Origin of the sequence: Enterococcus wangshanyuanii, from assembly GCF_002197645.1 — a bacterium.
GTDB lineage: Bacteria > Bacillota > Bacilli > Lactobacillales > Enterococcaceae > Enterococcus_L > Enterococcus_L wangshanyuanii.
The window spans coordinates 2,640,245-2,665,597 of record NZ_CP021874.1 but is presented as its reverse complement, the minus strand read 5'-3'; the positions used below and the strand labels follow the sequence as shown (position 1 = coordinate 2,665,597).

The 25,353-nt window shown below is 39.1% G+C and carries 18 protein-coding genes, 7 tRNA genes, 3 rRNA genes and 1 other annotated feature; of the genes, 4 read left to right on the top strand and 24 right to left on the bottom strand.

Annotated elements, in window-relative coordinates:
• Positions 1-75: 75 nt before the first annotated feature.
• The 10 genes from CC204_RS13200 to CC204_RS13155 all read right to left on the bottom strand — a co-directional run bounded on the left by CC204_RS13200 (position 76) and on the right by CC204_RS13155 (position 5,641).
• A tRNA-Arg gene (locus tag CC204_RS13200) sits at positions 76-149 on the bottom strand.
• Positions 150-180: 31 nt separating this feature from the next.
• Positions 181-266, bottom strand: a tRNA-Leu gene (locus CC204_RS13195).
• 14 nt (positions 267-280) lie between these two features.
• Positions 281-352 (bottom strand) — tRNA-Gly (locus CC204_RS13190).
• A 7-nt stretch (positions 353-359) separates the two neighbouring features.
• A tRNA-Thr gene (locus CC204_RS13185) sits at positions 360-432 on the bottom strand.
• A gap of 35 nt (positions 433-467) precedes the next feature.
• A tRNA-Leu gene (locus CC204_RS13180) sits at positions 468-549 on the bottom strand.
• Positions 550-561: 12 nt separating this feature from the next.
• Positions 562-634: transfer RNA gene (locus CC204_RS13175), tRNA-Lys, on the bottom strand.
• Between the two features lie 6 nt (positions 635-640).
• Positions 641-713, bottom strand: a tRNA-Val gene (locus CC204_RS13170).
• 15 nt (positions 714-728) lie between these two features.
• Positions 729-844: ribosomal RNA gene (rrf, locus tag CC204_RS13165) — 5S ribosomal RNA — on the bottom strand.
• A 95-nt stretch (positions 845-939) separates the two neighbouring features.
• Positions 940-3,851, bottom strand: a 23S ribosomal RNA gene (locus tag CC204_RS13160).
• A 230-nt stretch (positions 3,852-4,081) separates the two neighbouring features.
• Positions 4,082-5,641, bottom strand: a 16S ribosomal RNA gene (locus CC204_RS13155).
• The 16S, 23S and 5S rRNA genes sit together here with 7 tRNA genes alongside, the layout of an rRNA operon.
• A gap of 654 nt (positions 5,642-6,295) precedes the next feature.
• On the opposite strand from CC204_RS13155, the gene croR reads away from it, so the two are divergent.
• The 4 genes from croR (at position 6,296) to CC204_RS13125 (ending at position 11,430) form a co-directional block, all read left to right on the top strand.
• Positions 6,296-6,985 carry a response regulator transcription factor CroR gene (croR, locus tag CC204_RS13145; protein ID WP_088270586.1) on the top strand — a complete coding sequence of 230 codons (690 nt, stop codon included), beginning with the start codon at positions 6,296-6,298 and terminating at the stop codon, positions 6,983-6,985.
• Complete coding sequence (gene croS / locus CC204_RS13140) at positions 6,975-8,126, top strand: sensor histidine kinase CroS (protein ID WP_088270585.1); 1,152 nt, start codon at positions 6,975-6,977, stop codon at positions 8,124-8,126. The genes croR and croS overlap by 11 nt, the downstream gene beginning before the upstream one ends.
• A gap of 44 nt (positions 8,127-8,170) precedes the next feature.
• Positions 8,171-8,383: a binding site (T-box leader), on the top strand.
• Between the two features lie 165 nt (positions 8,384-8,548).
• Positions 8,549-9,820, top strand: a complete 1,272-nt coding sequence (gene serS, locus CC204_RS13130; protein ID WP_088270583.1) for a serine--tRNA ligase — start codon at positions 8,549-8,551, stop codon at positions 9,818-9,820.
• A gap of 113 nt (positions 9,821-9,933) precedes the next feature.
• On the top strand, positions 9,934-11,430 hold the full coding sequence (locus tag CC204_RS13125) for a polysaccharide deacetylase family protein (protein ID WP_088270582.1): 1,497 nt from the start codon (positions 9,934-9,936) through the stop codon (positions 11,428-11,430).
• Between the two features lie 40 nt (positions 11,431-11,470).
• On the opposite strand, the gene guaB is transcribed toward CC204_RS13125, so the two are convergent.
• The 14 genes from guaB to CC204_RS13055 all read right to left on the bottom strand — a co-directional run bounded on the left by guaB (position 11,471) and on the right by CC204_RS13055 (position 25,351).
• Positions 11,471-12,955: an IMP dehydrogenase gene (gene guaB / locus CC204_RS13120; protein WP_088270581.1), complete on the bottom strand. Its 1,485-nt coding sequence runs from the start codon at positions 12,953-12,955 to the stop codon at positions 11,471-11,473.
• 166 nt (positions 12,956-13,121) lie between these two features.
• Positions 13,122-14,786: a glycosyltransferase family protein gene (locus CC204_RS13115; protein ID WP_088270580.1), complete on the bottom strand. Its 1,665-nt coding sequence runs from the start codon at positions 14,784-14,786 to the stop codon at positions 13,122-13,124.
• 165 nt (positions 14,787-14,951) lie between these two features.
• Positions 14,952-15,635: a DUF1129 domain-containing protein gene (locus CC204_RS13110; protein ID WP_088270579.1), complete on the bottom strand. Its 684-nt coding sequence runs from the start codon at positions 15,633-15,635 to the stop codon at positions 14,952-14,954.
• A 99-nt stretch (positions 15,636-15,734) separates the two neighbouring features.
• Positions 15,735-16,835, bottom strand: coding sequence for a redox-regulated ATPase YchF (gene ychF, locus CC204_RS13105; RefSeq protein ID WP_088270578.1), 1,101 nt, complete (start codon positions 16,833-16,835; stop codon positions 15,735-15,737).
• Positions 16,836-16,845: 10 nt separating this feature from the next.
• Positions 16,846-17,034, bottom strand: a complete 189-nt coding sequence (locus tag CC204_RS13100) for a DUF951 domain-containing protein (protein WP_087641580.1) — start codon at positions 17,032-17,034, stop codon at positions 16,846-16,848.
• Positions 17,035-17,151: 117 nt separating this feature from the next.
• A complete protein-coding gene (locus tag CC204_RS13095) occupies positions 17,152-18,270 on the bottom strand; it encodes a site-specific integrase (protein WP_088270577.1) in 1,119 nt (372 codons plus the stop codon).
• Positions 18,263-18,466, bottom strand: coding sequence for a DUF3173 family protein (locus CC204_RS13090; RefSeq protein ID WP_188634508.1), 204 nt, complete (start codon positions 18,464-18,466; stop codon positions 18,263-18,265). The genes CC204_RS13095 and CC204_RS13090 overlap by 8 nt, the downstream gene beginning before the upstream one ends.
• Before the next feature lie 60 nt (positions 18,467-18,526).
• A complete protein-coding gene (locus CC204_RS13085; RefSeq protein WP_088270575.1) occupies positions 18,527-19,057 on the bottom strand; it encodes an EF0163 family protein in 531 nt (176 codons plus the stop codon).
• 11 nt (positions 19,058-19,068) lie between these two features.
• Positions 19,069-19,278, bottom strand: a complete 210-nt coding sequence (locus CC204_RS13080; protein ID WP_088270574.1) for a hypothetical protein — start codon at positions 19,276-19,278, stop codon at positions 19,069-19,071.
• A gap of 9 nt (positions 19,279-19,287) precedes the next feature.
• On the bottom strand, positions 19,288-20,343 hold the full coding sequence (locus CC204_RS13075) for a phage tail tip lysozyme (RefSeq protein ID WP_373285338.1): 1,056 nt from the start codon (positions 20,341-20,343) through the stop codon (positions 19,288-19,290).
• 33 nt (positions 20,344-20,376) lie between these two features.
• Complete coding sequence (locus CC204_RS13070; RefSeq protein WP_088270573.1) at positions 20,377-22,197, bottom strand: TrbL/VirB6 family protein; 1,821 nt, start codon at positions 22,195-22,197, stop codon at positions 20,377-20,379.
• A gap of 11 nt (positions 22,198-22,208) precedes the next feature.
• Positions 22,209-24,713: an ATP-binding protein gene (locus CC204_RS13065; RefSeq protein ID WP_088270572.1), complete on the bottom strand. Its 2,505-nt coding sequence runs from the start codon at positions 24,711-24,713 to the stop codon at positions 22,209-22,211.
• Positions 24,714-24,723: 10 nt separating this feature from the next.
• The gene (locus tag CC204_RS13060) at positions 24,724-25,113 is read right to left on the bottom strand and encodes a conjugal transfer protein (RefSeq protein ID WP_088270571.1); all 390 of its coding nucleotides are present in this window, start codon (positions 25,111-25,113) and stop codon (positions 24,724-24,726) included.
• 10 nt (positions 25,114-25,123) lie between these two features.
• On the bottom strand, positions 25,124-25,351 hold the full coding sequence (locus tag CC204_RS13055; RefSeq protein ID WP_088270570.1) for a hypothetical protein: 228 nt from the start codon (positions 25,349-25,351) through the stop codon (positions 25,124-25,126).
• Positions 25,352-25,353: the final 2 nt, after the last annotated feature.

Sequence of the window (25,353 nt, the reverse complement as noted above, 5' to 3'; positions counted from 1 at the left end):
AATAATAAAAAAAGACTAAACGATTAAAAGGAACTGTGTTACTTACCTTCTAACTCGCAGTCAAACCTTTAACTATGCACCCAAAGGGAGTCGAACCCCTAACCTTTTGATTCGTAGTCAAACACTCTATCCAGTTGAGCTATGGGTGCTAAAAATCATCTCAACACAGGTTGTGATGAATGCCGAGGACCGGAATCGAACCGGTACGGTGATCACTCACCGCAGGATTTTAAGTCCTGTGCGTCTGCCAGTTCCGCCACCCCGGCGAATGAACAAGCTAAGCGGAAAACGGGGTTCGAACCCGCGACCCCCACCTTGGCAAGGTGGTGCTCTACCACTGAGCTATTTCCGCAGTTTGATGCCGGCTAAAGGACTTGAACCCTCGACCCTCTGATTACAAATCAGATGCTCTACCAACTGAGCTAAGCCGGCGTATTTCGCCAAGTTTATCAACAAGACTTAAAAGATGCGGGTGAAGGGACTTGAACCCCCACGCCGTAAGGCGCTAGATCCTAAATCTAGTGCGTCTGCCAATTCCGCCACACCCGCAAAATATTTCTATGAGCCGTGCAGGGCTCGAACCTGCGACCCTCTGATTAAAAGTCAGATGCTCTACCAACTGAGCTAACGGCTCAAAAAATGGAGGTTGACGGGATCGAACCGCCGACCCCCTGCTTGTAAGGCAGGTGCTCTCCCAGCTGAGCTAAACCTCCGATACAACACGTTTAGCGCGGCGACGTCCTACTCTCACAAAGGGAAACCCTTCACTACAATCGGCGCTAAGAAGCTTAACTTCTGTGTTCGGCATGGGAACAGGTGTATCCTTCTCGCTATCGCCACCACACTGGGTGTTGTTGTATTTAATTGAGTGATGATTCACTCAAAACTGGATTGAAGCTTGTAATCAATGCTTACCAAGATCTTTTATTTTATTTCTTTTTGGTTAAGTCCTCGACCGATTAGTATTGGTCCGCTCCGTACATCACTGCACTTCCACTTCCAACCTATCTACCTCATCATCTCTGAGGGGTCTTACTTTCTTAAAGAAATGGGAAATCTCATCTTGAGGTGGGCTTCACACTTAGATGCTTTCAGCGTTTATCCCTTCCCTACATAGCTACCCAGCAATGCCCTTGGCAGAACAACTGGTACACCAGCGGTAAGTCCATCCCGGTCCTCTCGTACTAAGGACAGCTCCTCTCAAATTTCCAACGCCCGCGACGGATAGGGACCGAACTGTCTCACGACGTTCTGAACCCAGCTCGCGTGCCGCTTTAATGGGCGAACAGCCCAACCCTTGGGACCGACTACAGCCCCAGGATGCGACGAGCCGACATCGAGGTGCCAAACCTCCCCGTCGATGTGGACTCTTGGGGGAGATAAGCCTGTTATCCCCAGGGTAGCTTTTATCCGTTGAGCGATGGCCCTTCCATGCGGAACCACCGGATCACTAAGCCCGACTTTCGTCCCTGCTCGACTTGTAAGTCTCGCAGTCAAGCTCCCTTCTGCCTTTACACTCTGCGAATGATTTCCAACCATTCTGAGGGAACCTTTGGGCGCCTCCGTTACCTTTTAGGAGGCGACCGCCCCAGTCAAACTGCCCACCTGACACTGTCTCCCAGCCCGATTAGGGCTGCGGGTTAGAGGGTTCATAACACAAGGGTAGTATCCCACCAGCGCCTCCACCGAAACTAGCGTTCCGGGTTCATCGGCTCCTACCTATCCTGTACATGTGGTACAAACACTCAATATCAAGCTACAGTAAAGCTCCATGGGGTCTTTCCGTCCTGTCGCGGGTAACCTGCATCTTCACAGGTACTAAAATTTCACCGAGTCTCTCGTTGAGACAGTGCCCAAATCGTTACGCCTTTCGTGCGGGTCGGAACTTACCCGACAAGGAATTTCGCTACCTTAGGACCGTTATAGTTACGGCCGCCGTTTACTGGGGCTTCAATTCTGAGCTTCGCCGAAGCTAACCCATCCTCTTAACCTTCCAGCACCGGGCAGGCGTCAGCCCCTATACTTCATCTTTCGATTTTGCAGAGACCTGTGTTTTTGATAAACAGTCGCTTGGGCCTATTCACTGCGGCTGACCGAAGTCAGCACCCCTTCTCCCGAAGTTACGGGGTCATTTTGCCGAGTTCCTTAACGAGAGTTCGCTCGCTCACCTTAGGATACTCTCCTCGACTACCTGTGTCGGTTTACGGTACGGGCAGTTGTTTTCTCACTAGAAGCTTTTCTTGACAGTGTGACATCAGGAACTTCGGTACTATTATTTCCCTCCCCATCACAGCTTGTCCGTACAGAGTAAAGCATTTGACTCTACTCAAGACTTACTGCTTGGACATGCACTTCCAGTCGCATGCATTCCTTAGCCTCCTGCGTCCCTCCATTGCTCAAACAAAAACAACTGGTACAGGAATATCAACCTGTTGTCCATCGCCTACGCCTATCGGCCTCGGCTTAGGTCCCGACTAACCCTGGGCGGACGAGCCTTCCCCAGGAAACCTTAGTCATACGGTGGACGGGATTCTCACCCGTCTTTCGCTACTCATACCGGCATTCTCACTTCTAAGCGCTCCAGCCGTCCTCACGATCGACCTTCAACGCCCTTAGAACGCTCTCCTACCATCACACCAGAGGTGTGATCCACAGCTTCGGTAAACTATTTAGCCCCGGTACATTTTCGGCGCAGGGTCACTCGACTAGTGAGCTATTACGCACTCTTTAAATGGTGGCTGCTTCTGAGCCAACATCCTAGTTGTCTGTGCAACCCCACATCCTTTTCCACTTAATAGTTATTTTGGGACCTTAGCTGGTGGTCTGGGCTGTTTCCCTTTCGACTACGGATCTTATCACTCGCAGTCTGACTGCCGAATATGAATGAATGGCATTCGGAGTTTATCTGAATTCGGTAACCCGAGATGGGCCCCTAGTCCAAACAGTGCTCTACCTCCATCATTCTCAACTTCGACGCTAGCCCTAAAGCTATTTCGGAGAGAACCAGCTATCTCCAAGTTCGTTTGGAATTTCTCCGCTACCCACAGCTCATCCCCGCACTTTTCAACGTACGTGGGTTCGGTCCTCCAGTGCGTTTTACCACACCTTCAACCTGGCCATGGGTAGATCACATGGTTTCGGGTCTACGACTACATACTCATTCGCCCTATTCAGACTCGCTTTCGCTGCGGCTCCGGCTCTTCACCTTAACCTCGCATGCAATCGTAACTCGCCGGTTCATTCTACAAAAGGCACGCTCTCACCCATTAACGGGCTCGAACTTGTTGTAGGCACACGGTTTCAGGATCTATTTCACTCCCCTTCCGGGGTGCTTTTCACCTTTCCCTCACGGTACTGGTTCACTATCGGTCATTAGGGAGTATTTAGCCTTGCGGGATGGTCCCCGCGGATTCCGACGGAATTTCTCGTGTTCCGCCGTACTCAGGATCCTCCTAGGTGCTGTCACAATTTCGTCTACGGGGCTATTACCCACTTTGGCGGACCTTTCCAAGTCCTTCGACTATCCTGACAGACTACCATATCGGAGTCCTACAACCCCAACAAGCAAGCTTGTTGGTTTGGGCTCTTCCCGTTTCGCTCGCCGCTACTCAGGGAATCGAATTTTCTTTCTCTTCCTGCAGGTACTTAGATGTTTCAGTTCTCTGCGTCTACCTCTAACCAGCTATGTATTCACTGGAAAGTAACATCCTATAAAAGATGTTGGGTTCCCCCATTCGGAAATCTCTGGATCATAGCTCACTTACAGCTCCCCAAAGCATATCGGTGTTAGTCCCGTCCTTCATCGGCTCCTAATGCCAAGGCATCCACCGTGCGCCCTTATTCACTTAACCTTATCAACCTTGCGGTTGGGTCTTGACTACTTCTTCTAGCGATAGAAGGTTGGTCAATAAAATAAGCTTCGAACAATTAATTAATTAACTCTTCAACGCGGTGTTCTCGGTTTGTTTTGATTACTTTTTTTACTTCAATATCCAGTTTTCAATGAACAATCGTTTGAGAGTAGACCTCTCAAAACTGAACAAAGTGTTGACGAACCGTGTAGTTCCGTACTATTCCTTAGAAAGGAGGTGATCCAGCCGCACCTTCCGATACGGCTACCTTGTTACGACTTCACCCCAATCATCTATCCCACCTTAGGCGGCTGGCTCCAAAAGGTTACCTCACCGACTTCGGGTGTTACAAACTTTCGTGGTGTGACGGGCGGTGTGTACAAGGCCCGGGAACGTATTCACCGCGGCGTGCTGATCCGCGATTACTAGCGATTCCGGCTTCATGTAGGCGAGTTGCAGCCTACAATCCGAACTGAGAGAAGCTTTAAGAGATTTGCATGACCTCGCGGCCTAGCGACTCGTTGTACTTCCCATTGTAGCACGTGTGTAGCCCAGGTCATAAGGGGCATGATGATTTGACGTCATCCCCACCTTCCTCCGGTTTGTCACCGGCAGTCTCGCTAGAGTGCCCAACTAAATGATGGCAACTAACAATAAGGGTTGCGCTCGTTGCGGGACTTAACCCAACATCTCACGACACGAGCTGACGACAACCATGCACCACCTGTCACTTTGTCCCCGAAGGGAAAGCTCTATCTCTAGAGTGGTCAAAGGATGTCAAGACCTGGTAAGGTTCTTCGCGTTGCTTCGAATTAAACCACATGCTCCACCGCTTGTGCGGGCCCCCGTCAATTCCTTTGAGTTTCAACCTTGCGGTCGTACTCCCCAGGCGGAGTGCTTAATGCGTTTGCTGCAGCACTGAAGGGCGGAAACCCTCCAACACTTAGCACTCATCGTTTACGGCGTGGACTACCAGGGTATCTAATCCTGTTTGCTCCCCACGCTTTCGAGCCTCAGCGTCAGTTACAGACCAGAGAGTCGCCTTCGCCACTGGTGTTCCTCCATATATCTACGCATTTCACCGCTACACATGGAATTCCACTCTCCTCTTCTGCACTCAAGTCTCCCAGTTTCCAATGACCCTCCCCGGTTGAGCCGGGGGCTTTCACATCAGACTTAAGAAACCGCCTGCGCTCGCTTTACGCCCAATAAATCCGGACAACGCTTGCCACCTACGTATTACCGCGGCTGCTGGCACGTAGTTAGCCGTGGCTTTCTGGTTAGATACCGTCAAGGTAAGAGCAGTTACTCTCCTACTTGTTCTTCTCTAACAACAGAGTTTTACGATCCGAAAACCTTCTTCACTCACGCGGCGTTGCTCGGTCAGACTTTCGTCCATTGCCGAAGATTCCCTACTGCTGCCTCCCGTAGGAGTCTGGGCCGTGTCTCAGTCCCAGTGTGGCCGATCACCCTCTCAGGTCGGCTATGCATCATCGCCTTGGTGAGCCGTTACCTCACCAACTAGCTAATGCACCGCGGGTCCATCCATCAGTGACACCCGAAAGCGTCTTTCAAATCAACACCATGCGGTGTCGACTGTTATACGGTATTAGCACCTGTTTCCAAGTGTTATCCCCTTCTGATGGGCAGGTTACCCACGTGTTACTCACCCGTCCGCCACTCCTCTTTTCAAATGAGTGCAAGCACTCGGTAGAAAAGAAGCGTTCGACTTGCATGTATTAGGCACGCCGCCAGCGTTCGTCCTGAGCCAGGATCAAACTCTCATAATAAAAGTTGAACACGATCTTGCGATCGTTAAGCTCATTTGTTTGCTAGCATATTGCTTCGCTTGTTAAAAATTGTTGTTTGTTTTCACCATTGTGAAAACAACCTACACATTTGGTTTGTCTTACTTTGTTCAGTTTTCAAAGGTCTACGTTGTTACCTCGCAGCAACTTTTATATCATATCAAATCTTCGATTTGATGTCAACACTTTTTTAAAAAAGTTTCAAAGTTTTTTCTGCTCGGCGTTGTCGTTTGTTTCAGCGACAACTTCATTAGTTTATCAGGTTGTTTGTTATTTGTCAACAACTTTCTTCCTGATTTTTCAAGTTTTTTTAAAACTTGAATTGTTATTCTATTTTGGTCGTTTCGGCGTTTTTGTTGCTCGCCTTGCGACATGTAATAATATACCAAGTTTCGGCGCGTAGGTCAATCAAAAATTGCATTTTTTTTGAAGTTTTTTTCGTTGCCGATTGTTTTATTACTTTTGTTCTTTATCGTTCGTTTTTAAGGTGAAATTGTTTCTTTTTTTAGCTATTTCTTAAGTTTTAGTAATGGATTCTAAATTTCCTGTAACTTCTCCTTGTTTTTGTCAATTTCTTCTTTTTTTTGTTAGAATGTAAGAGAAGAATTCTACTATATATATGGAGGAAACAATAATATGAAAATTTTGGTTGCTGATGATGATAAAGAGATCGTAGAACTATTGAGCATTTATATTCACAACGAAGGCTATGAAGTAGTCAAAGCTTGTGATGGAAAAGAAGCTTTATCGAAGATTAGAACAATATCCGATATCGATTTACTGATTTTAGATATCATGATGCCGATCATGGATGGTATGCAAGTCGTGAAAGAGCTGAGAAAGGAATCTCAAATCCCGATCATTATGCTGACAGCAAAAACAACAGACATGGATAAGATCAAAGGCTTAGTTGCTGGCGCGGATGATTATGTTACAAAACCTTTCAACCCGTTAGAAGTAATGGCTCGTGTCAAATCGATTTTGCGTCGCAGTCAGATGCAGCAAAAAGCAGATGAGCCGGATATTCTGGAAGTCGGTTCATTGATCATTAACAGGGACTCTCATGAAGTCAAAACAGTCGATGGTAAAGAAATCCAACTGACTGCATTAGAATTTGGTATTCTTTATTTACTAGCTAGTCACCCTAACCGAGTATTTAGCGCAGATGAAATTTTTGAACGGGTTTGGCAGCAGGAAAGTATCGTTTCGGCAAAAACAGTAATGGTGCACGTCAGTCATTTGAGAGATAAGATCGAAGAGGCTACTGGTGGAGAAAAAGTCATTCAAACAGTTTGGGGAGTTGGATATAAGATCGATGCTCGTTAGACAAAAGAAAATCGAAAAGCAAAAACGTATCACTTTAACATCAAAGGAAATCAGCGAACTATTAGCTGAAGGAATCGTCACGATTATCCTGTTGCTTCTATTAAATGTTTCAATTACCGTTCTTTTGAGTGGAAGTCAATCTTTACAAGGAATCATATGGACAACAAAAGGTGCTTTCGCTAAAGAACTGAATACAGATCTATTTTGGAGTTTAAGTAAATTTGTCATCCCGCTTTTCTTTATAGTAGATGTTGCTGTTTTATATTGGCGCTTGATTCGTAGATACCGTCAGATGCAGCTTCGTCATATCATTAGTGAGCTGCACTACATTGCAGATGGCAATTATGATCATCGGATCCCGTTTGAGCTGAGCGGTGATTTATCGAAAGTGGTAAGTAGTATCAATGGTTTAGTGGATAGTACTGTCGCAGCAATTGAAGATGAACGTAAAATAGAAAAGTCAAAAGATGAACTGATCACAAACGTCAGTCATGATATTCGAACACCTCTTACTTCTATTATAGGTTATTTAGGTTTGATCGAAGACCGACAATTTCATAATGAAGAGGATCTACTAAAATACACACATACCGCATACGTAAAAGCCAAACAAATGAAGTTACTAGTTGATGATCTTTTTGAATATACAAAAGTTCGCCAACCATCTGTTCCAATCAATACAATCAATTTTGATATGGCTCAGTTGATCGAACAGCTTGCTGCTGATTTTGAACTTGAAGCGGATAAAAATAATATGACGATTCAGGTCAATGCTGATCCTGCCTCTATCAAAATGGATGGAGATACTGAAAAACTTGTTCGTGTCTTTAATAACCTATTATCGAATGCATTGAAATATGGTAAAGGCGGCAAAAACATCGTCATTGATGTTGAGAAGGTTGGTACTGAAGCTGTTATTGCTGTTAGAAATGATGGTCCTCCTATTCCTAAAAAGTCACTGGATCAATTATTCGATCGTTTCTATCGTGTAGAGGAATCTCGTTCACAAGAAACTGGCGGCACTGGTTTGGGGTTAGCCATCGCGCAAAGCATCATTGCACTACATGGCGGCTACATTTATGCAACGTCCGATAGCAAATGGACTTCCTTTATCATTCATTTACCATTAAAGAGAAACTGATAGCTCCTTAATGAGGTTGACATTCAAATGAAAATTTTGTATCCTAATGACAAGCAAAGAGAAAAAGTATTTATAGTCTAGAATTTAAGAGAGTTTGCGGTGGTGAGAGCAAATATTCTACTATAGAGAAGTCCGTCTCTAATGATTGCATTTGGCGAAATAAGTCAAATCGGCGGCAGCCGTTATCTGCTTTACAAGGGCAGCTTTATAGCTGAACTTGGGTGGTACCGCGAAATTCAAGTCATTTCGTCCCAAGAATTTTTTTCTAGGGATGAAGTGGCTTTTTATTTTACCACTGAGTTACCTAGTTTCATGAGCTAACCTTTCGGAGAAAAAGATAATATAAGGTTAAAACACCTTGATCTATTTTTCTGTCGAGACTGGACGAGCCCGCTACGCTTTTATATTAAGGAGGAATAATTATGTTAGATGTAAAAATGATTCGTCAAAACTTTGATGATGTTCAGGCAAAATTGAAAACCCGTGGAGTAAAAGAAGAAGTACTTGTGGAATTTTTACGCTTAGATGAAAGCCGTAGAAATTTATTAGTAAAAGCAGAAGAATTAAAAAAATATCGGAATGATGTTTCAGCTGAAATCGCACAATTAAAACGCAACAAAGAAGATGCTGCAGCAAAAATTGCAGAAATGAAAGAGGTTGGCGGTAATATCAAAGCATTAGATACTGAAATCGAAGAAATCGATGCTAAATTACAAGAAATTTCTACTACTTTACCAAACCTGCCTCATAGTAGTGTTCCTGTAGGCGCAGACGAAGAAGATAATGTGGAGGTTCGTCGCTGGAGTGAGCCAAGAAACTTTTCTTTTGAGCCAAAACCACATTGGGATGTTGCTGAAAACTTAGATATTCTTGATTCTGAGCGTGGAGCAAAAGTTGCCGGCAGCCGTTTTGTTTACTATAAAGGTTTAGGTGCTCGTTTAGAACGTGCATTATATAATTTCATGCTGGATATGCATGTGTATGATCATGGTTATACCGAAATGATGACACCTTATATCGTTAACAGCAACTCAATGTTTGGAACAGGACAATTTCCTAAGTTTAAAGAAGATGTTTTCCAATTGGAAGACACAGATTTGACTTTGATTCCAACAGCCGAAGTTCCTTTAACAAACTATTATAATAATGAAATTTTAGACGGTAAAGATTTGCCTATCTACTTTACAGCACTAAGTCCTTCTTTCCGTTCTGAAGCAGGAAGCGCCGGCCGCGATACCCGTGGACTAATTCGTTTACACCAGTTTAATAAAGTAGAAATGGTAAAATTCAGTGATGCAGAACATTCTTATGAAGAATTAGAAAAAATGACAGCAAATGCAGAAGATATTTTACAAAAATTAAACTTACCTTATCGTGTAATGGCTCTTGCTACTGGAGATATGGGCTTTTCAGCTGCTAAGACCTATGATTTAGAAGTTTGGATCCCAGCTCAAAATGCTTATCGCGAAATCAGCTCTTGCTCAAACTGCGAAGATTTCCAAGCACGCCGTGCCATGATTCGTTATCGGGATGAAAATGATAAAGTTCAGTATGCTCATACATTAAACGGATCAGGATTAGCTGTCGGCCGTACAGTTGCCGCTATATTAGAGAACTATCAAAATGAAGATGGTTCAGTAACAATACCTGAAGTTTTAGTTCCATATATGGGAAATTTAAAATTGATCAAATAAAAGAACAAAAAAATTCTTAAGTTGAGCAGCAGCCTGTTGAAAGTAGAAATCCTGCGTGTTACATTTGATTTATTGCAAGTAAATAAATCTATCACATAGGGGAAGCACTACACATGAACAAAAACAGCTACTCACATAGTACCCGTAATGGTCGACGTGCACGACGAAAGCAACATATTCCTAAAAAACTAGCACTTCTTTCTCTATTTGCCAGTACGCTTCTTCTAGTTGGAGGCGGTGTTTATATCGCTCATGCTCTTCAGTCTCGTTCGACAGCCAAAGAAACCGTCGACGACCAAGATAATGACTATAACAAAAAAGAAGCCCTACTCTTAGAAAAAATTCGGCAAGATCAAAAAGAAGCTGCGCTAGCAAGTACTGAACAAACAGAAGTAACTGATAAGGTTCAGACGTTGCTTTACGATCCTGTTCAAAAAGGAGCTATTCCTCGCTTTTCAGCCTTGAAAAACGAACTAGCAACAATGATCGATACGGTAAAAAGAAAACATTCTAATCAACAGCCTATTAAAATTGTCGGACAAGTGAAGATGTCCAACGTAACCGATCAATTAAAAAATTACCAACCTCTGTTGACCATTTACAGTTGGGATGAGAAAAACAGAAGCTGGTCTGAAAAAACAGAGCCTGGTGCGACCTCAGATTTTGTGAATCAGAAAAATAATCAGGAATTAACACTTACTGATCTTTTTACAAGTGAAGCAAATTTATTGGCTGTCCAGCAAGTCATCAAACAAAAATTACTGGATGATAGTCCTGATGGCAATACGGTCATCGATAGTATTTTATCTATGCCGAATATGTCTCTCAAAAACACATCTTTCACTTACCATCCGGATAAAATTAGTTTTAATTTACCGGAAAATGCAACCGGATCAAAAGAAGTCTCGTTGGCGTACAGAGAAATTGCTGAATATGTTAACCCGGAGTTTGTCGATCAGGCTTCTATCAAAGATGCTCTAGTTATGCCTTTAGATCCAAATAAAAAATACATTTCACTCACATTTGACGATGGACCAAATCCAAAAACAACACCGAAACTTTTAGATATCTTAAAAGAAAAGGGTGTGAAAGCAACCTTCTTCATGTTAGGACAAAATGTCGTAAAAAACGAAGCGATCGTCAAACGAGCAGATGAGGAAGGTCATGAAGTGGCCAGTCATTCATATTCGCATCCTCAACTAACAGCTGTCGATGCGGAGCGAATAAAAACAGAAGTCCAAAATACGGATAAAGTCATTTACCACGCTATCGGTAAACTTCCTACTGATTTCAGACCGCCATATGGCGCCGTAGATCCTGATGCAGCAGCAATCATCAGTAAACCGATCATCCAATGGTCCGTTGATTCACAGGATTGGCAAAGTCACAGTATTGACAAAATCATTCAACGAATACATGATACAGAATACAATGATGCCATCATTTTGATGCACGATATTTATCCAGAAACCGTGGATGCCGTACCAATCGTGATTGACCGTTTGCGTGCAGAAGGGTATGAAATTATCCCAACTAAACAATTGTTAGGAAATAAAGCCAAACCAATGCATATGTATTATGGTTCTACCGATGAACGACCTATACAATAAGAAAACACCGTCCGATTGGACGGTGTTTTCTTATTTATACTTATTGTTCCACAGAGTAGTTCGGTGCTTCTTTTGTGATTTGTACATCATGAGGGTGAGATTCTTTTAGTCCATTTCCACTCATTTGGATGAACTGTGCTTCTTCCCGTAATTGTTTCAAATCAGCGGCTCCAACATAACCCATACCTGATTTCAGCCCACCGATCAACTGGAAGACAATATCAGATACGCTGCCTTTGTAAGCTACACGGCCTTCAATACCTTCAGGTACTAATTTATTTGCTTCATTAACACCGCCCTGGAAGTAACGATCGCTTGATCCTTTTTCCATTGCGCCTAATGACCCCATACCGCGGTATGTTTTAAAACGACGACCTTGGTAAATTTCAAATTCACCAGGCGATTCATCTGTTCCAGCTAACATACTTCCTAACATCACCGCATGTCCACCTGCTGCTAAAGCTTTAACGATATCACCAGAGTATTTGATTCCACCATCTGCGATGATTGCTTTTCCGTATTTACGAGCTACAGAAGCTGCATCGTAAATAGCAGTTAATTGAGGTACACCCACACCCGCTACAACACGCGTTGTACAAATCGAGCCCGGTCCGATCCCAACTTTGACAACGTCAACGCCTACATCATACAGAGCTTTAGCTCCTTCTGCTGTGGCAATATTTCCAGCGATCAATGTCGCTTCTGGGAAAGTTTCACGAATTTCTTTGATTTTACGAATGACTCCAGCACTGTGTCCATGTGCCGTGTCAATGATGATCGCATCTGCACCAGCTTCCAATAAAGCTTCTGCACGCTCGAATGTATCACTCGTTACGCCTACAGCAGCTGCAACTAAAAGACGACCATGTTCATCTTTGGCTGCATTCGGAAACTCAATTACTTTTTCAATATCTTTGATCGTGATCAAACCACTTAAACGATTATTTTCATCAACGATCGGTAATTTTTCGATCTTATGTTTTTGAAGAATTTTTTCAGCATCTTTTAGAGAAGTACCAACTGGGGCTGTCACTAAATTGTCTTTCGTCATAACTTCTTCAATCTTCATTTGATAATCTGTCACAAAGCGCATATCGCGGTTAGTGATGATTCCAACTAGTTTACGATTTTCCATTGTTTCAACGATTGGCACACCGCTAATACGATATTTACTCATCAAATTTTCAGCATCTGCCACTAAATTCGTTGGTGTTAAGAAAAATGGATCAATGATTACTCCGCTTTCAGAGCGTTTTACTTTACGCACTTCATCCGCTTGTTGTGCAATACTCATATTTTTATGAATGACACCTAGTCCACCTTGGCGCGCCATTGAAATCGCCATTTTACTATCTGTGACTGTATCCATACTTGCACTGATTAGAGGAATATTCAATTTAATATTTTTCGCTAGCTGCACACTCATATCTACTTCGTTCGGTAATACGTGACTTTCTGCCGGAATCAATAATACATCATCAAATGTAAGACCTTTTTTCGCGAATTTTGTTTCCCAGTTAGACATTTTTCAGACCACTCCTCTATTTAATTTTATATAAGAAAATAACAGATAATAATGGTGAAGTCAACCGCATTTCTTTGTTTACAGAAATTTTCTTTTGCTTTTGCAAAACATGAGATTTAACTCACTATTTTATCATCTTAAACAAATCATAACTACAGTTATTTCTTTAGATTTTTTTTGAAATATATGGTACCACTTTCGCCGAGAAAAATAGTACAAGTGTTATCAGTGAAATACCTAATGAACTCTTTTGCGCCCAAGTTGTTTTATAAGAAACAGTCACTTTACCCTTTCCTGATAATGAAAGAGCAACATAGCCATTTTGCTTATTTAACATGGCCGGTGTTTCTTTAACCTTTCCATTTTCGATTACTTTCGCCTGATACCCATAATAATAGATGAAAGGAAGCGTCACGATTGCCGAGTCTGAGTGTTTAACTTGATAATCAAAGCTTGCTGAGCCAAAAGATAACTCACTTTTTTTTATGGTTATAACTTTCGGATCATAGCTAACTTTTCTCTTCTTATTTTTTAATAGTCTCTGATAATCTACTTCTTTTGGCAAATATTCGTGCCCAGCACCGATATAGTAACTATTGGTTTGGTCATAGCTTTGATGTGAGACGATTCGCTTCCCTTCAGTATCGATACTCTCCCACTCATAGATCACAACGCCTAACAATATGAATAGAATCAAAAGAACTTGCCCGTACGGAATCTTTTTCAAGAGATTATTACAGTCATCGGCAATCAAATAAGCCGACAGCAACGTTACTATGGATAAAAAACGCCACGGAAATTGAATAGTATTCAATGGGGTTTGGTCAAACAACTGCCAAGGAAATAAGTTCGTCGTCATAACCATAAATAAGAGAGAAAGGACGATCAGATCACGATCCACTGTTTTTCGCTTTGCCAGCATTACACCATTTACCAATAGCCCTATCAAAAGAATGAGTCCAATATTCGCTGATGAGGCATGAAATACCCGATTTTCAAAGCTATTTGTCAAAAGTTCTCCCAACGCATAGCTCCTTTCTGAAATAAAAGTGAGTGGGTTTGCTGTTACTTGAAAGGTGATTCGACTCATTTGTTCAAAAACAGGGACTAAGTAAAAGGCTAACAATAAAACCGTTACAACTGTTGCTTTTAAAAGTGCTGTGATCACTTGCTTTTTAAAAAATCGACGTGCATTTAAAAGAATATACAGACCAATAAAAATACTAATGATCTCCAATGATATAAAATGAGCTAACCCAATTCCCGTCATTGCGATCGTCAATAGCCACCAAGTTTGCACCTTGCCAGCTTTTAACAAGCTTAAGCTAGCTAACACTAAAGGAAAAAATCCCATTGCTAATAACTCGCCGATCGCCTGACGATTAAAAAAGTCCTGTAGTCGATAGATCGATAAAGTATACAATAATGAAAACAGATAACTGCTCAACTTAGGTAATCCCATGATTCGCCCCGACAGATATGTGACCCCAAACGTTCCTAAATTGATCATTGTCGCAAAGAACAAAAAGCTTGTTGCCAAAGAAAAACCCGCTACTCTTATAAGAGCAGGTATATATAAGTAAAAATCTGGATAAAACAAACTTGAAGCATATCCATAACCACCAATAAAAAAATAACTAATTTTTGGAAGCCAAATACCATGCGCTAAAGACTGCGCCAGACCTTCGATCCTGTTTTGATGGAAATGGTAGTCGTCTCCAATCAAAATATGCCCATTTTGGAAATAAACAATATATAAGGATAGAAAACTCAAAGCAAGAAAGCTTAAAAAAATAAGGCCACGACTTCTTTTACTGATCCATTCTTTCATTGATTCACTCCTTTCATAAACGATCTTCCTACTTTATAAGATACTTCGGAAGGCTTTTTCTTTCAAATGTTACTCCTTTTCTAGATAAAAAAGGACCAAAAACAAAGCTAAACCTAGCTTCATTTTTGGTCCTTTCATTTGCAAAAAATTGATTATTCTACTAAATCAACGCGCCAAACTACTGCGCATGTTGTATTTTTTCTTTAAGAAGTGACGCACGATCAATGCCAACCCACCAATAACGATCACGATTACCGGATCTAAAATAGGGTTGATCACGGCTGGCAACATTGCAGAACCTGCAAATACCACTATCCACAGAAGCATTGAACCCACTAAAATCAAACCAGTCTTAAACCAGCCTGGACGTTTTGATTTATCTACTCCCGGGCGGTCGTACTGATAAATGTATTTGTATGTAAGATAAAATACATACCCGCCTGCCATTGAGGCTAAAACAAGTGTCAACAATCCTAAAGGTTGTGTTTTACCTTTAGACCACATCATCATAATTGAAAACATCAAAGTCATCACACCAAATAGCAATAGCGTATTATCCAGCCACATCAATGCAGGTGTGGATTCAGGCAATTCTTCTGGTTTATTTAAAATAGCCTCCGTACGTTCAGATACAGTACCGAACAGTTGACGTGCAGTATTACCGCTCTTTTGACCTTCTACCAAATGTGGTAAAATCTCATGTAAAGCTAGAGTTTGTGCTTCTTCAGAAAGGTTGGCAGCCACTAATGACTTCTTTAAATCAAAAATGTACTGTTCATTTCTTTTGGTCAATTTTTGTTCAAGCTCACGATTTTCTGAAACAATCTCTCGAAGTGCTTCTGATTCCATTTTTTGCGTCCTCCTCGCCCATGAAAAAAGGGGCAGTCTTTACCTAAAAAGTATTCTAACATATTTTTTAGGGAGAAAAACAGTTTTTAACAAATTTTTCTATACATTGAAACGGAAAAGCATAACATCGCCATCTTGCACAATATATTCTTTTCCTTCTAAGCGAACTTTCCCCGCTTCTTTTGCAGCCTGCATATTACCATATGTGTTTAGATCATCAAATGAAACGGTTTCGGCACGAATAAATCCGCGCTCGAAATCTGTATGGATGATTCCAGCAGCTTGAGGCGCTTTGATTCCTTTGCGGAATGTCCAGGCACGAACTTCTTGTTCACCCGCTGTAAAGTAGGTTGCCAAGCCTAATAAATCATAGGCCGCACGAATCAATTGATCCAAACCTGACTCTTCAATGCCTAAAGCTTCTAAAAATTCTGCTTTATCTTCATCATCTAATTCAGCGATTTCTTCTTCTGCTCTTGCACAAACCACGATCACTTCTGCATTTTCGTTGGCTGCAAAAGTCCGAACTTGTTGAACATACGGATTATTATCTGAATCTGAAACTTCATCTTCTGATACATTCGCCACATATAGAATTGGTTTTGCTGTTAATAAAAATAAACTTTTAACGATTTTTTGTTCATCTTCAGTAAATTCGATCGTCCGAGCTGATAACCCTTCTTCTAAAACAGGTTTAAGCTTATCTAATACAGCTAGTTCTGCGACTGCATCTTTATCCTTCGTCTTCGCTATTTTAGCTACACGTGTGTAACGTTTATTGATAGAATCCAAATCCGCTAAAACTAATTCTAGATTGATTGTATCGATATCTGCCAACGGATCGACACGTCCTTCAACGTGAGTGATATTATCATCATCAAAACAACGAACAACGTGACAAATCGCATCTACTTGACGAATATGACTTAAAAATTGATTGCCCAATCCTTCGCCTTTACTTGCACCTTTTACGATACCAGCGATATCAGTAAACTCAAAAGTGGTTGGTACAGTTTTTTTAGGCTTTACTAATTCTGTTAAACGCAACAGACGATCATCTGGTACTTCCACCATACCAACATTCGGGTCGATCGTTGCAAACGGGTAATTTGCCGCTTCCGCCCCTGCTTTTGTGATTGCGTTAAAAAGAGTTGATTTCCCTACATTAGGCAAACCCACGATTCCAGCTGTTAATGCCATTGATCATTCACTATCCTTTATCATTTTTTTCCAAAATTTTCTTCATTTTCTTTTCAAAATCCCGACGTGTCATCATAACGATATGACCGCAGTTCGTACATTTTATTTTAATATCAGCGCCCATTCGGATGATTTCCCAACGATTCGCCTGACAAGCGTGTGGCTTTTTCATTTCAACGATATCCCCAAGATCATACATGTTCTTAAAATACCTCCTGCAATACTTGTTAAATCAACATTACCGATTAACTTTAAAAAGTCGCGCTAACCCATACGCTAACAATAACATTTTTTTGAATCACTAGCAAAAAGTATTTTATCTTAACTTCTCTATTCTTTCTACTACATCATTTTCAGAATCAGGATATAAGTGTCCATAATAATCTAATGTCATCGATATTTTGGAATGCCCTAGTAATTTTTTTATTATCAAAGGCTCAACCCCTAATGATATAAGCATTGAAGCGTATGAATGTCTTAATCCATGTATTTTTATCTGATGAATATTAGCCTTCTTAGCATACCCATCTAACCAGTATCCCATAACATTTGTTCCAACGGGTTCTCCATCATAAGAAAAAACAAAGTCTGTAAGTCCACTTTTCTTTTGCAACTCTTTCCAGTCTTTCAATTGGTTAAGGGTTTTCTTATCGAAAGAAACTTTTCTAATACTTGATCTACTCTTTGGAGTAGTGATTTTATAATTTCTTTTATTCTTATACACAAGAGTTTTATTAACAGTAACTGTTGAATTATCAAAATCAATGTCATCCCACGATAATGCACTCATTTCTCCAATACGTAATCCAGTCATAAATAGAAAATTATACGCCGTTTTCTTAAAAACTCCCATAAAGTCATTTTCCACTTGATTCATTACTAACTTAAATTCTTCATATGTCCAAAAGCGAACTTCAATTTTCTCTTCCCTTACTTTCCCTACTTTCTTAACTAGATTTTCTTTAATTACATTTAAAACTACCGCACGCTCAAATAGCGACGATAGATTCATAAATAAACTGTTAACAGTTTGTTTTGATAAAGATTTTCCATCTTTTTTTACATAATCTTCTACCAAATAATTTTGAAATTCTTGAATATCTAAAACAGAAATTTCAGACAAATACTTCCCATAAAAATACTTAAAATGCTTTTTTGTAACAACAGCTACTCTTTCATACGTATTTTCTTTCACATGATTTTTATACCATTTTAAAAAAATATTTTCATAAAAATCTTCAAACAAAACTTTCTTCCTAGATTCTTCATCATAATCTTTCATAAAATCATGATATGCTTTTTTTGCTATGGACGCACTTTTAAACCCACGTTTAAAAATTTGAATTCTTTTGCCATTTCTATCCACACCTAAATTAGCAACGAAATAGAATTTCCCACTCTTTTTATCCTTGTAAACATTAGATGTTTTAGCCAAGATTCACCACTTCTTTCTCAAATTTCAAATCTAGCATTTTCTCAACAGTGTGCTTAGGAACACGAGAAACTTTCTTTCCTGCATAAAATAAACAGCCCTGCTGAACTAACAATGCTTTTGCTTCCTTCATGATTCTTTGAGATTGAGTAAGTGTAAAACCAAGCTTCATAATATCGTATTTTGTTACAGTATTCATTATTATACTCTATACCTCCCTCAAAAATCAAAAAAGCTAGTGAAATAAATACTCACTAGCTTAGTACTCTTGCCTTACTGTGTTATAGGTCATTTCAGAAACCTTATCTCCAGTTATTTTCACTAGCAATAACACTCTTACTTCTGACCCGTTTTGTTTACATACTAAATAGATTGCATATTGATCTTTTTCACCTTCGATCGGTTGGTAAATACTTTTAACTTCTCCTTCTGAAATCATCATAACCGCAGAATCAAAATTGATTCCATTTGCTTCAATGCATTTTTTTGTCATAAGTCTTTTTAATTTTTCATTACGATCACTGATGCCTTCATAATTCGCATAAGCATCTCCAAAATCCTCTAATAAAGCTTTAACATTAACCTTCTTTTTCTTTTCTTCTGTTTTTTCAATGGAACTGGACATCTCAATTGAATCATCTGTTTTTTCGTTATATTTTACTTGATCTTCTACTTGCTTCATTGAAACAGAAGAACTTTCAATCGTTTTTGGTTGTTTAGCTTCCTTTTTACAGCCAGATATGCCTACCAATAATAGAGTAGACAAAAATAAAAATACAAGTTTCTTCATTTGAACACCTCTCACTTTTTAGCTACTCTTTGAACTTCTTTTGCATAAACAATTTTCGGACTGAATCCTTCTGAAAATTTTACTCGATATTCTTTACTTCTTACTGATACCAAATATCCATCTTCAAATTTCCGAGCCACAAACTCATTTTTTTGACATTTAAATATGCTACAAATTTCTTTCACTTGCTTTCTCGATAAAACTTTTGCTTTTCCAAACATAATTTCCTCCTATTTTTTCCGTACAATACTAGTTACATTAGGAAAGCTGACTCCCCATGTAAGCTCATACTTTGCACATATCCGTCCTTGACTAGAATTTTGTTCATACGTAGTAAATTTATTATCCCCCGAAACACTAGTGATCACTCCTGTATGACCATATATACTCGGCGCACCACCACCTTGACCCCAATTAATAATATCTCCTGCTTTAATATCGGAATAACTAGGATTTTGAATAACCGTCCAACCATTACTCTCCCACGCATAAGCAGAACCAATATTTGAAGCACCAACCGTATCACCTATATTTCCCGCAACACCATGAGGACTCCATGCTCCTAAATGTATTGGTGTATCAAAGCTATCAACATAAAAACTTGTCAGACCATAGCACTCACCGTTGTATATTTGTTGTCCAAGTCTACTTTCTAAAATATCAATTTTATCACCGCCAACATTAGCCGAGCCACCACCCGAACTACCAGTAGACAAACGTTTATACCAATTATTTGCACTTGTCTTTCGTTGGGCTTGTTGCATTGGATCGTCTTTGGTTCCTGCACGTTCCCAATATTTCAAAATATCAATGGTTATCTGGTTAACATCTGTACCTTTTGAATATTTTTTTAGTAGGTTGCTATCTGATCCGTCATGGTCCCACGCATAATCAAGCTGTAGATTAGCATCCTTCCAATCTTTTTTCTGTTCTTTTGCATAGTTGAGTAAATTGACACGCCTTCCACTATCCCATTGAGCCAATCCCATTGCATAGCCACCAAGACTAGGATTCATCGCTGTGGCTTCCATATACGGCAAATCACTTTGAATCCTGCTAGGAATTAAACCACTCTCATGTTCCATATTTCCTATCCAAGCACTAGCAAATTCTTTCGTTCCACCTTTTGAAAGTACAAATTGAAACACTTGATAAGCGACTTTTTCTTGATCTGTTTTAGGTGTAAAATCTGTTGTCGTTCCTTCCTCTGGAGCTCCAGCCACCATAACGACTAGAAGAATAATTGGAAAAAAAAGAATAAATAATGCACCAGCGACTTTTTTCACATATCCACCTCCTACAAATAAAAAGAAGACTGATTAAGACCAGTCTTCTTCATTTATTTCTTTTAATACTTCTTTTCCAAAAAATAAATCTTCTGGATATTCCTTATCTAGTTCATACTCATCCCGTTCTACAACTAATTCTTGTTCTGCTTGCTCTAATGCTATACGATCCATTTCTTCACCGTTCATTTCTAATTCAATTTCACTTAAATTATCAACAGATACAGTATCACCATCTTCTAAAAGACCATCTGATAGTTCATCAAACATTACAGCCATTTTATCAGTATCTAAACTATGATCTATTTCTTCCATTTCAGGAAATTCTTCTTGTTTTTCAACAGATTCATTATCCGTCTCCACAAATTCTACATGTTCTAATTCTTTTTCTTCACCTTTTGGAACATCTTCATTTTGATTGTCAACCCATTCATCCAAACCATTTTGGCGATTTCTGTTATCATCATAATCTCGATAACGATACTGCCCCAAATTCATAGCCCTATCTGTTTTAGGCATTGCTCTACTCAATCCATCCTGCATTAACATAGGATTTCCTGTATAAACACCAGCAGCTACTTCCAATCCTCCAACGGTTACATCTTTTGCTCGATCTTTAACCGCATCTGTTTTCTCATTTACTTTTTCAATTATTTCAGGTTCTTTCACTTTACCATCTGTAAAGTAACCTAATAAACGATATTTATTTTTCCAAATAAATTTGTAAAGAAAATATTTTATAATAATCAGCACAATATTACTTGTCAAAATAAAAATACCACCCGACATAATAATTAGTAATGCTGGAGCAACGCCTTTCATTGCACTCAAATAAACAGCATCTATTACTTTATTAGCCCAAAAGAAAACAGCTAAAAACACACCCAGTATTACAGGTACAAACAACGCACCAATTAGCAATTTAAAAAATTTGAATAGCATTGATTGACATGCTGGGAAAAAGGACATAACAAAAAATATTGGAGCCACTATAATCAACATTATTATTACTAATTGAATCACGCTTAACATCGCATTTACTGCTAAAGCCGGATATGAAGTAACAACCGAATTCACTCCGCCAGTCATGATCGCCATTAATTTTTCTGGCGTTTTTGTTAAATTCTGCTGAACATAAGGATTGTCTTTTTCAATTTTCCCCAGATATTTTTCTCTTTCTTTTTCAAACTTTGTTTTTTCATCCTTTGATAAACCATTAGGCATCAGGAGCTTTTTCTCATCAATTTTTTCTCCATTTTCCATCGTTCCATCAAGAGAACCTGTATTAACATAATAGAATGTTTGTTTAATCGTAGCATTAAATAGCGGTGTATCATCTAAAGCTTGTTCACTACTGATTTTTGAAAAATCACTTGAAGAGCTTGTAAAGCCATTCTTTATGCCTGTAAAAACATTTGAAGTAGTTTCCACTAAGAACATACCACCCGATTGAGGTCCACTAGGTGTAGCTATAGAACCGAACCAAAATACAAATAACAGAAAAACAGCAATGTAATGTAATAAAACTTTACTGAAATTCTTTTTACTTAAAAAGAAATTGTAGAGCAAGTAATAGGCACTTATCAAAATAAGCAAAGCAATAATACTTCCTCTTACCATTGATTTTCCACCTAAATTATTTAGGATACTTAGCGACAATTCATACGCACTTTCTTGCTTTCCTCTAAAAAGTTCTGTTTGATCCAGCATCTCCTGTATCAATAAAATTCCTATCGAGAAAATTCTTAGAATAAAGAACGGCAAATCAACAAACACCCAATTTACGACTTCTGCAACTTTTCCAAGTAAACTACCAGCATAATAAGGAGCATAACTATCAATTAAATAATTCAATTTTCTCCCTCCTATGCCACAAACTGATTTTCCATGATAGAAGCATCTGTATCATCTACTGTCTTAAATAGCTCAAGCCATTCTTCAAATAAGACATGGACGACTACACGATTAATTTGACCAAACATATCCTTAAACAAGCATTGTCCTTGAACCATGTTTGATACCCACTTCAAATTATCCTCATTTACAGCCAGATTCAAGGATTTTAAAATGCCTTCTCGATTATTTACTTCATCAAAACAGATCACCATACCAAATCCTGTTCCATCCTCATTATCATCTAAATCATTTACTGATTGTGTAATCAAGACCATAAAATTATTTTGTGATCGTCCCACACGTTTCATTGATTTTAAGATACCTTTACCTTCCGAAGAAGATTGGAAAATCCAACTTTCATCAAAAAATACAACAGTTTCTTCTTTAGGATCACGAGATCCAAACTTGCTACAGAACATACCGAGAGCAAACATCAAAGTTACAGATAGGCGTTTGTTATCGTCTAACACTTCCCCTTTTTCTTTCGGTAAGTCTAAGTCTTGAATTTCTAAAATAGTTACTTTTTTATCAAAAGACAAGCCTTCTACTTCCCCACGAGAAAATGACAACTCTAAAATTGATCCTTTAATAGTAGAAGCTAAAAAACGCCCCATGTCTTTAACATCTTCATTTTTACTCTTCATAAATTCATCAATGATATGCCAAAAACCAACCTTACTTCCTCTTGTTCTCTGATCAACTATTTTTGTAATAGCTTCATTGATTGCGGTTTTTTGTTTCAAGTTCCATGTACCCTCATAGACATTCGTCAGCATCGCTTTAGCTGTACTGATAGCTTCTGTAGGATCGAACAACACAATCGGATCAAGCACTCCAAGATTATCTTTATTTCGTACGTCTAACGTAACAAAGTTAAACGACTCAATAAATTCGACATCCAAAGGATATTTTTTTCTGTACTCTGGATCATTAATAGTGCGCATAAATTGTCGGCGCATTTCCTTTTTCGGGTCTATATATAACACTTTATCCTTCATCATCGCTGATTCCATGAACAACTTTTTAGCCGTTACGGATTTTCCATTTCCTGTATCTCCAGTTAATGCTATATGAGGATTGTTTGTTTTCTTCCCTTTAATATTTTGTTTGTTAGATAAAAGAATATTTAAGTAGATTAGATTTTTTGAACTAGAAATAATTGAATCTCTATCCTCTTTTTCTTCTAACGTAGTATCTACACGACCGAAATAAAAACCTGTACTTGTTCCAGATCGCAGGGAAGTAAAGAAATTTAATTCAGCAAAACTGTTAACTGTACTCGTATGTTGCCACTTCATTGAACTATTCCGGATAAAATTACCAAAAAGTGTTGATTGAAATATATAAGGCGTATCAAATGTTGCCTTAAAAAGCGGAATTCCAAAACTATCAAAGCGATTCAACAAATACTTCTTCCGAGCTTTCATCTGCTTTTTAGTTGCTCCCGAAACAATTAGATACGCACTCCAATCTAAAATATCTTCCCCATCATCGATTTTCTGGTCTAGATCATCCAAAGACAACTGACCTTCTAAAATTTTTCGTTTTTGTTTTGAACCTGCTATTTGTGCTTCTTGCATAATATTTTTAGTTCTTGTTTTTGCACGAGAACTGCGACCAGTAAGTCCTAGTTGCCCCGAAGACTCCCCAAATAGACCAGGAATTTTTACTTCTACGGGAAAAGGCATTTTTTGGACGATTTCTAACAAATGATTTCCATCCAAAAATACACCCATATCACCTACAGGCAAAGCATCTATATAGCTTTCTCCATAGGAAGAAGACAACTTCAACCCACCACCAAATAACGGCTTGATTTTTGTATCAAGTAAATTATCCATTGATTGAGCGTTCAAAACATCTTTTCTCTCATGTGGGATATTTTTCAAAAATTGGTACGCTTGATAATAATACAATTCGTCTTCTGTTAAACGTTCTGCTAACAATTCGGATAAGTTTTGATATACTTCATTTTCCTGTTCTTTATATTTTTTCCCCCATTCTTTATCCAGTTCAACATCCAACCCAATCCCATTTACAACTTTTTCAGCAAACGAATCCATTCTTTGACGTATACCTTCTTTAAAATCCACTGCAATTTCAGCTTTCTTTAAAGGAACTCCAACGATCCAGCAATATTCATAGACCATGCCCATTTCCTTCTCAAGCGCAACTACAGTTTTCTTTAATTTATCAACTCCTACCTTATAATTTTGTTCATCAATAATAGAACGTAAAGCCCCCATTTTCCCTCGAATATCAGTATTTACAGGCGACAAAGTAATTTCTATACCACCATTACCAGATAAACGTTTTAATGAGCGAGCCACTTTTCTTTTTGTTTTTTCTTTCTTTTCTCGATCTGTTAACATAACTGTTTCACTTTTGATTCGATAATAAGCGATTGCATCTTTTTCTTTTGTTAACACAAGATTCTTATAGGTTTCTTCCCTTAACGGGTATTCTAATAGCATTTCTTCCCTCCTATCTCTTAAATTGAAATTCTTCTATTTCATTTACTCTTTCAAATCGATAAATGGATCGCTTATCAATGACAAATTCTCGAACATAAGAGAACGCATCCTTTAAATACACAATCCCTTTTTTGCCATCTATTTCCGTTTCTACGTACCAGCGAGCAATTTTATGTGGCACGAAAAATAAAATAATCAAATTCACATTAATTTGAAAGAAGATAGGAAAAGTGAATACTTGTCCTACCGATAAAAACAATATGAAGAATAAAATAAAGACAACAAAATAGGAAAGACTGACAGGCTGTGAAAATGCCCATACTAGCTTTCCTTTTGGCGATCGTATCACTTGTAATTGATAAGGGGCTTTCAAGCCCCTACTATAATCATAATATTTCATATCCTTCTCCTTATTTAAAGTTAATACCAAATAATCCAGCAAACCATTTTACTGCTCCAAAAACAGCAGCTCCTTGATTATTAACAAGGTCATTAAGAATTAAAGCAATAAAAATTGTTGATCCAATTTTCAGCCATTCTGCGCCTTTCCAATGTTTCAAAATCATAAAACATGCTCCAAAAGTAACAATTGTTAGAAAACCACCTTTTAAAAATGTATCTAAATTAGTTGTATTCAAAT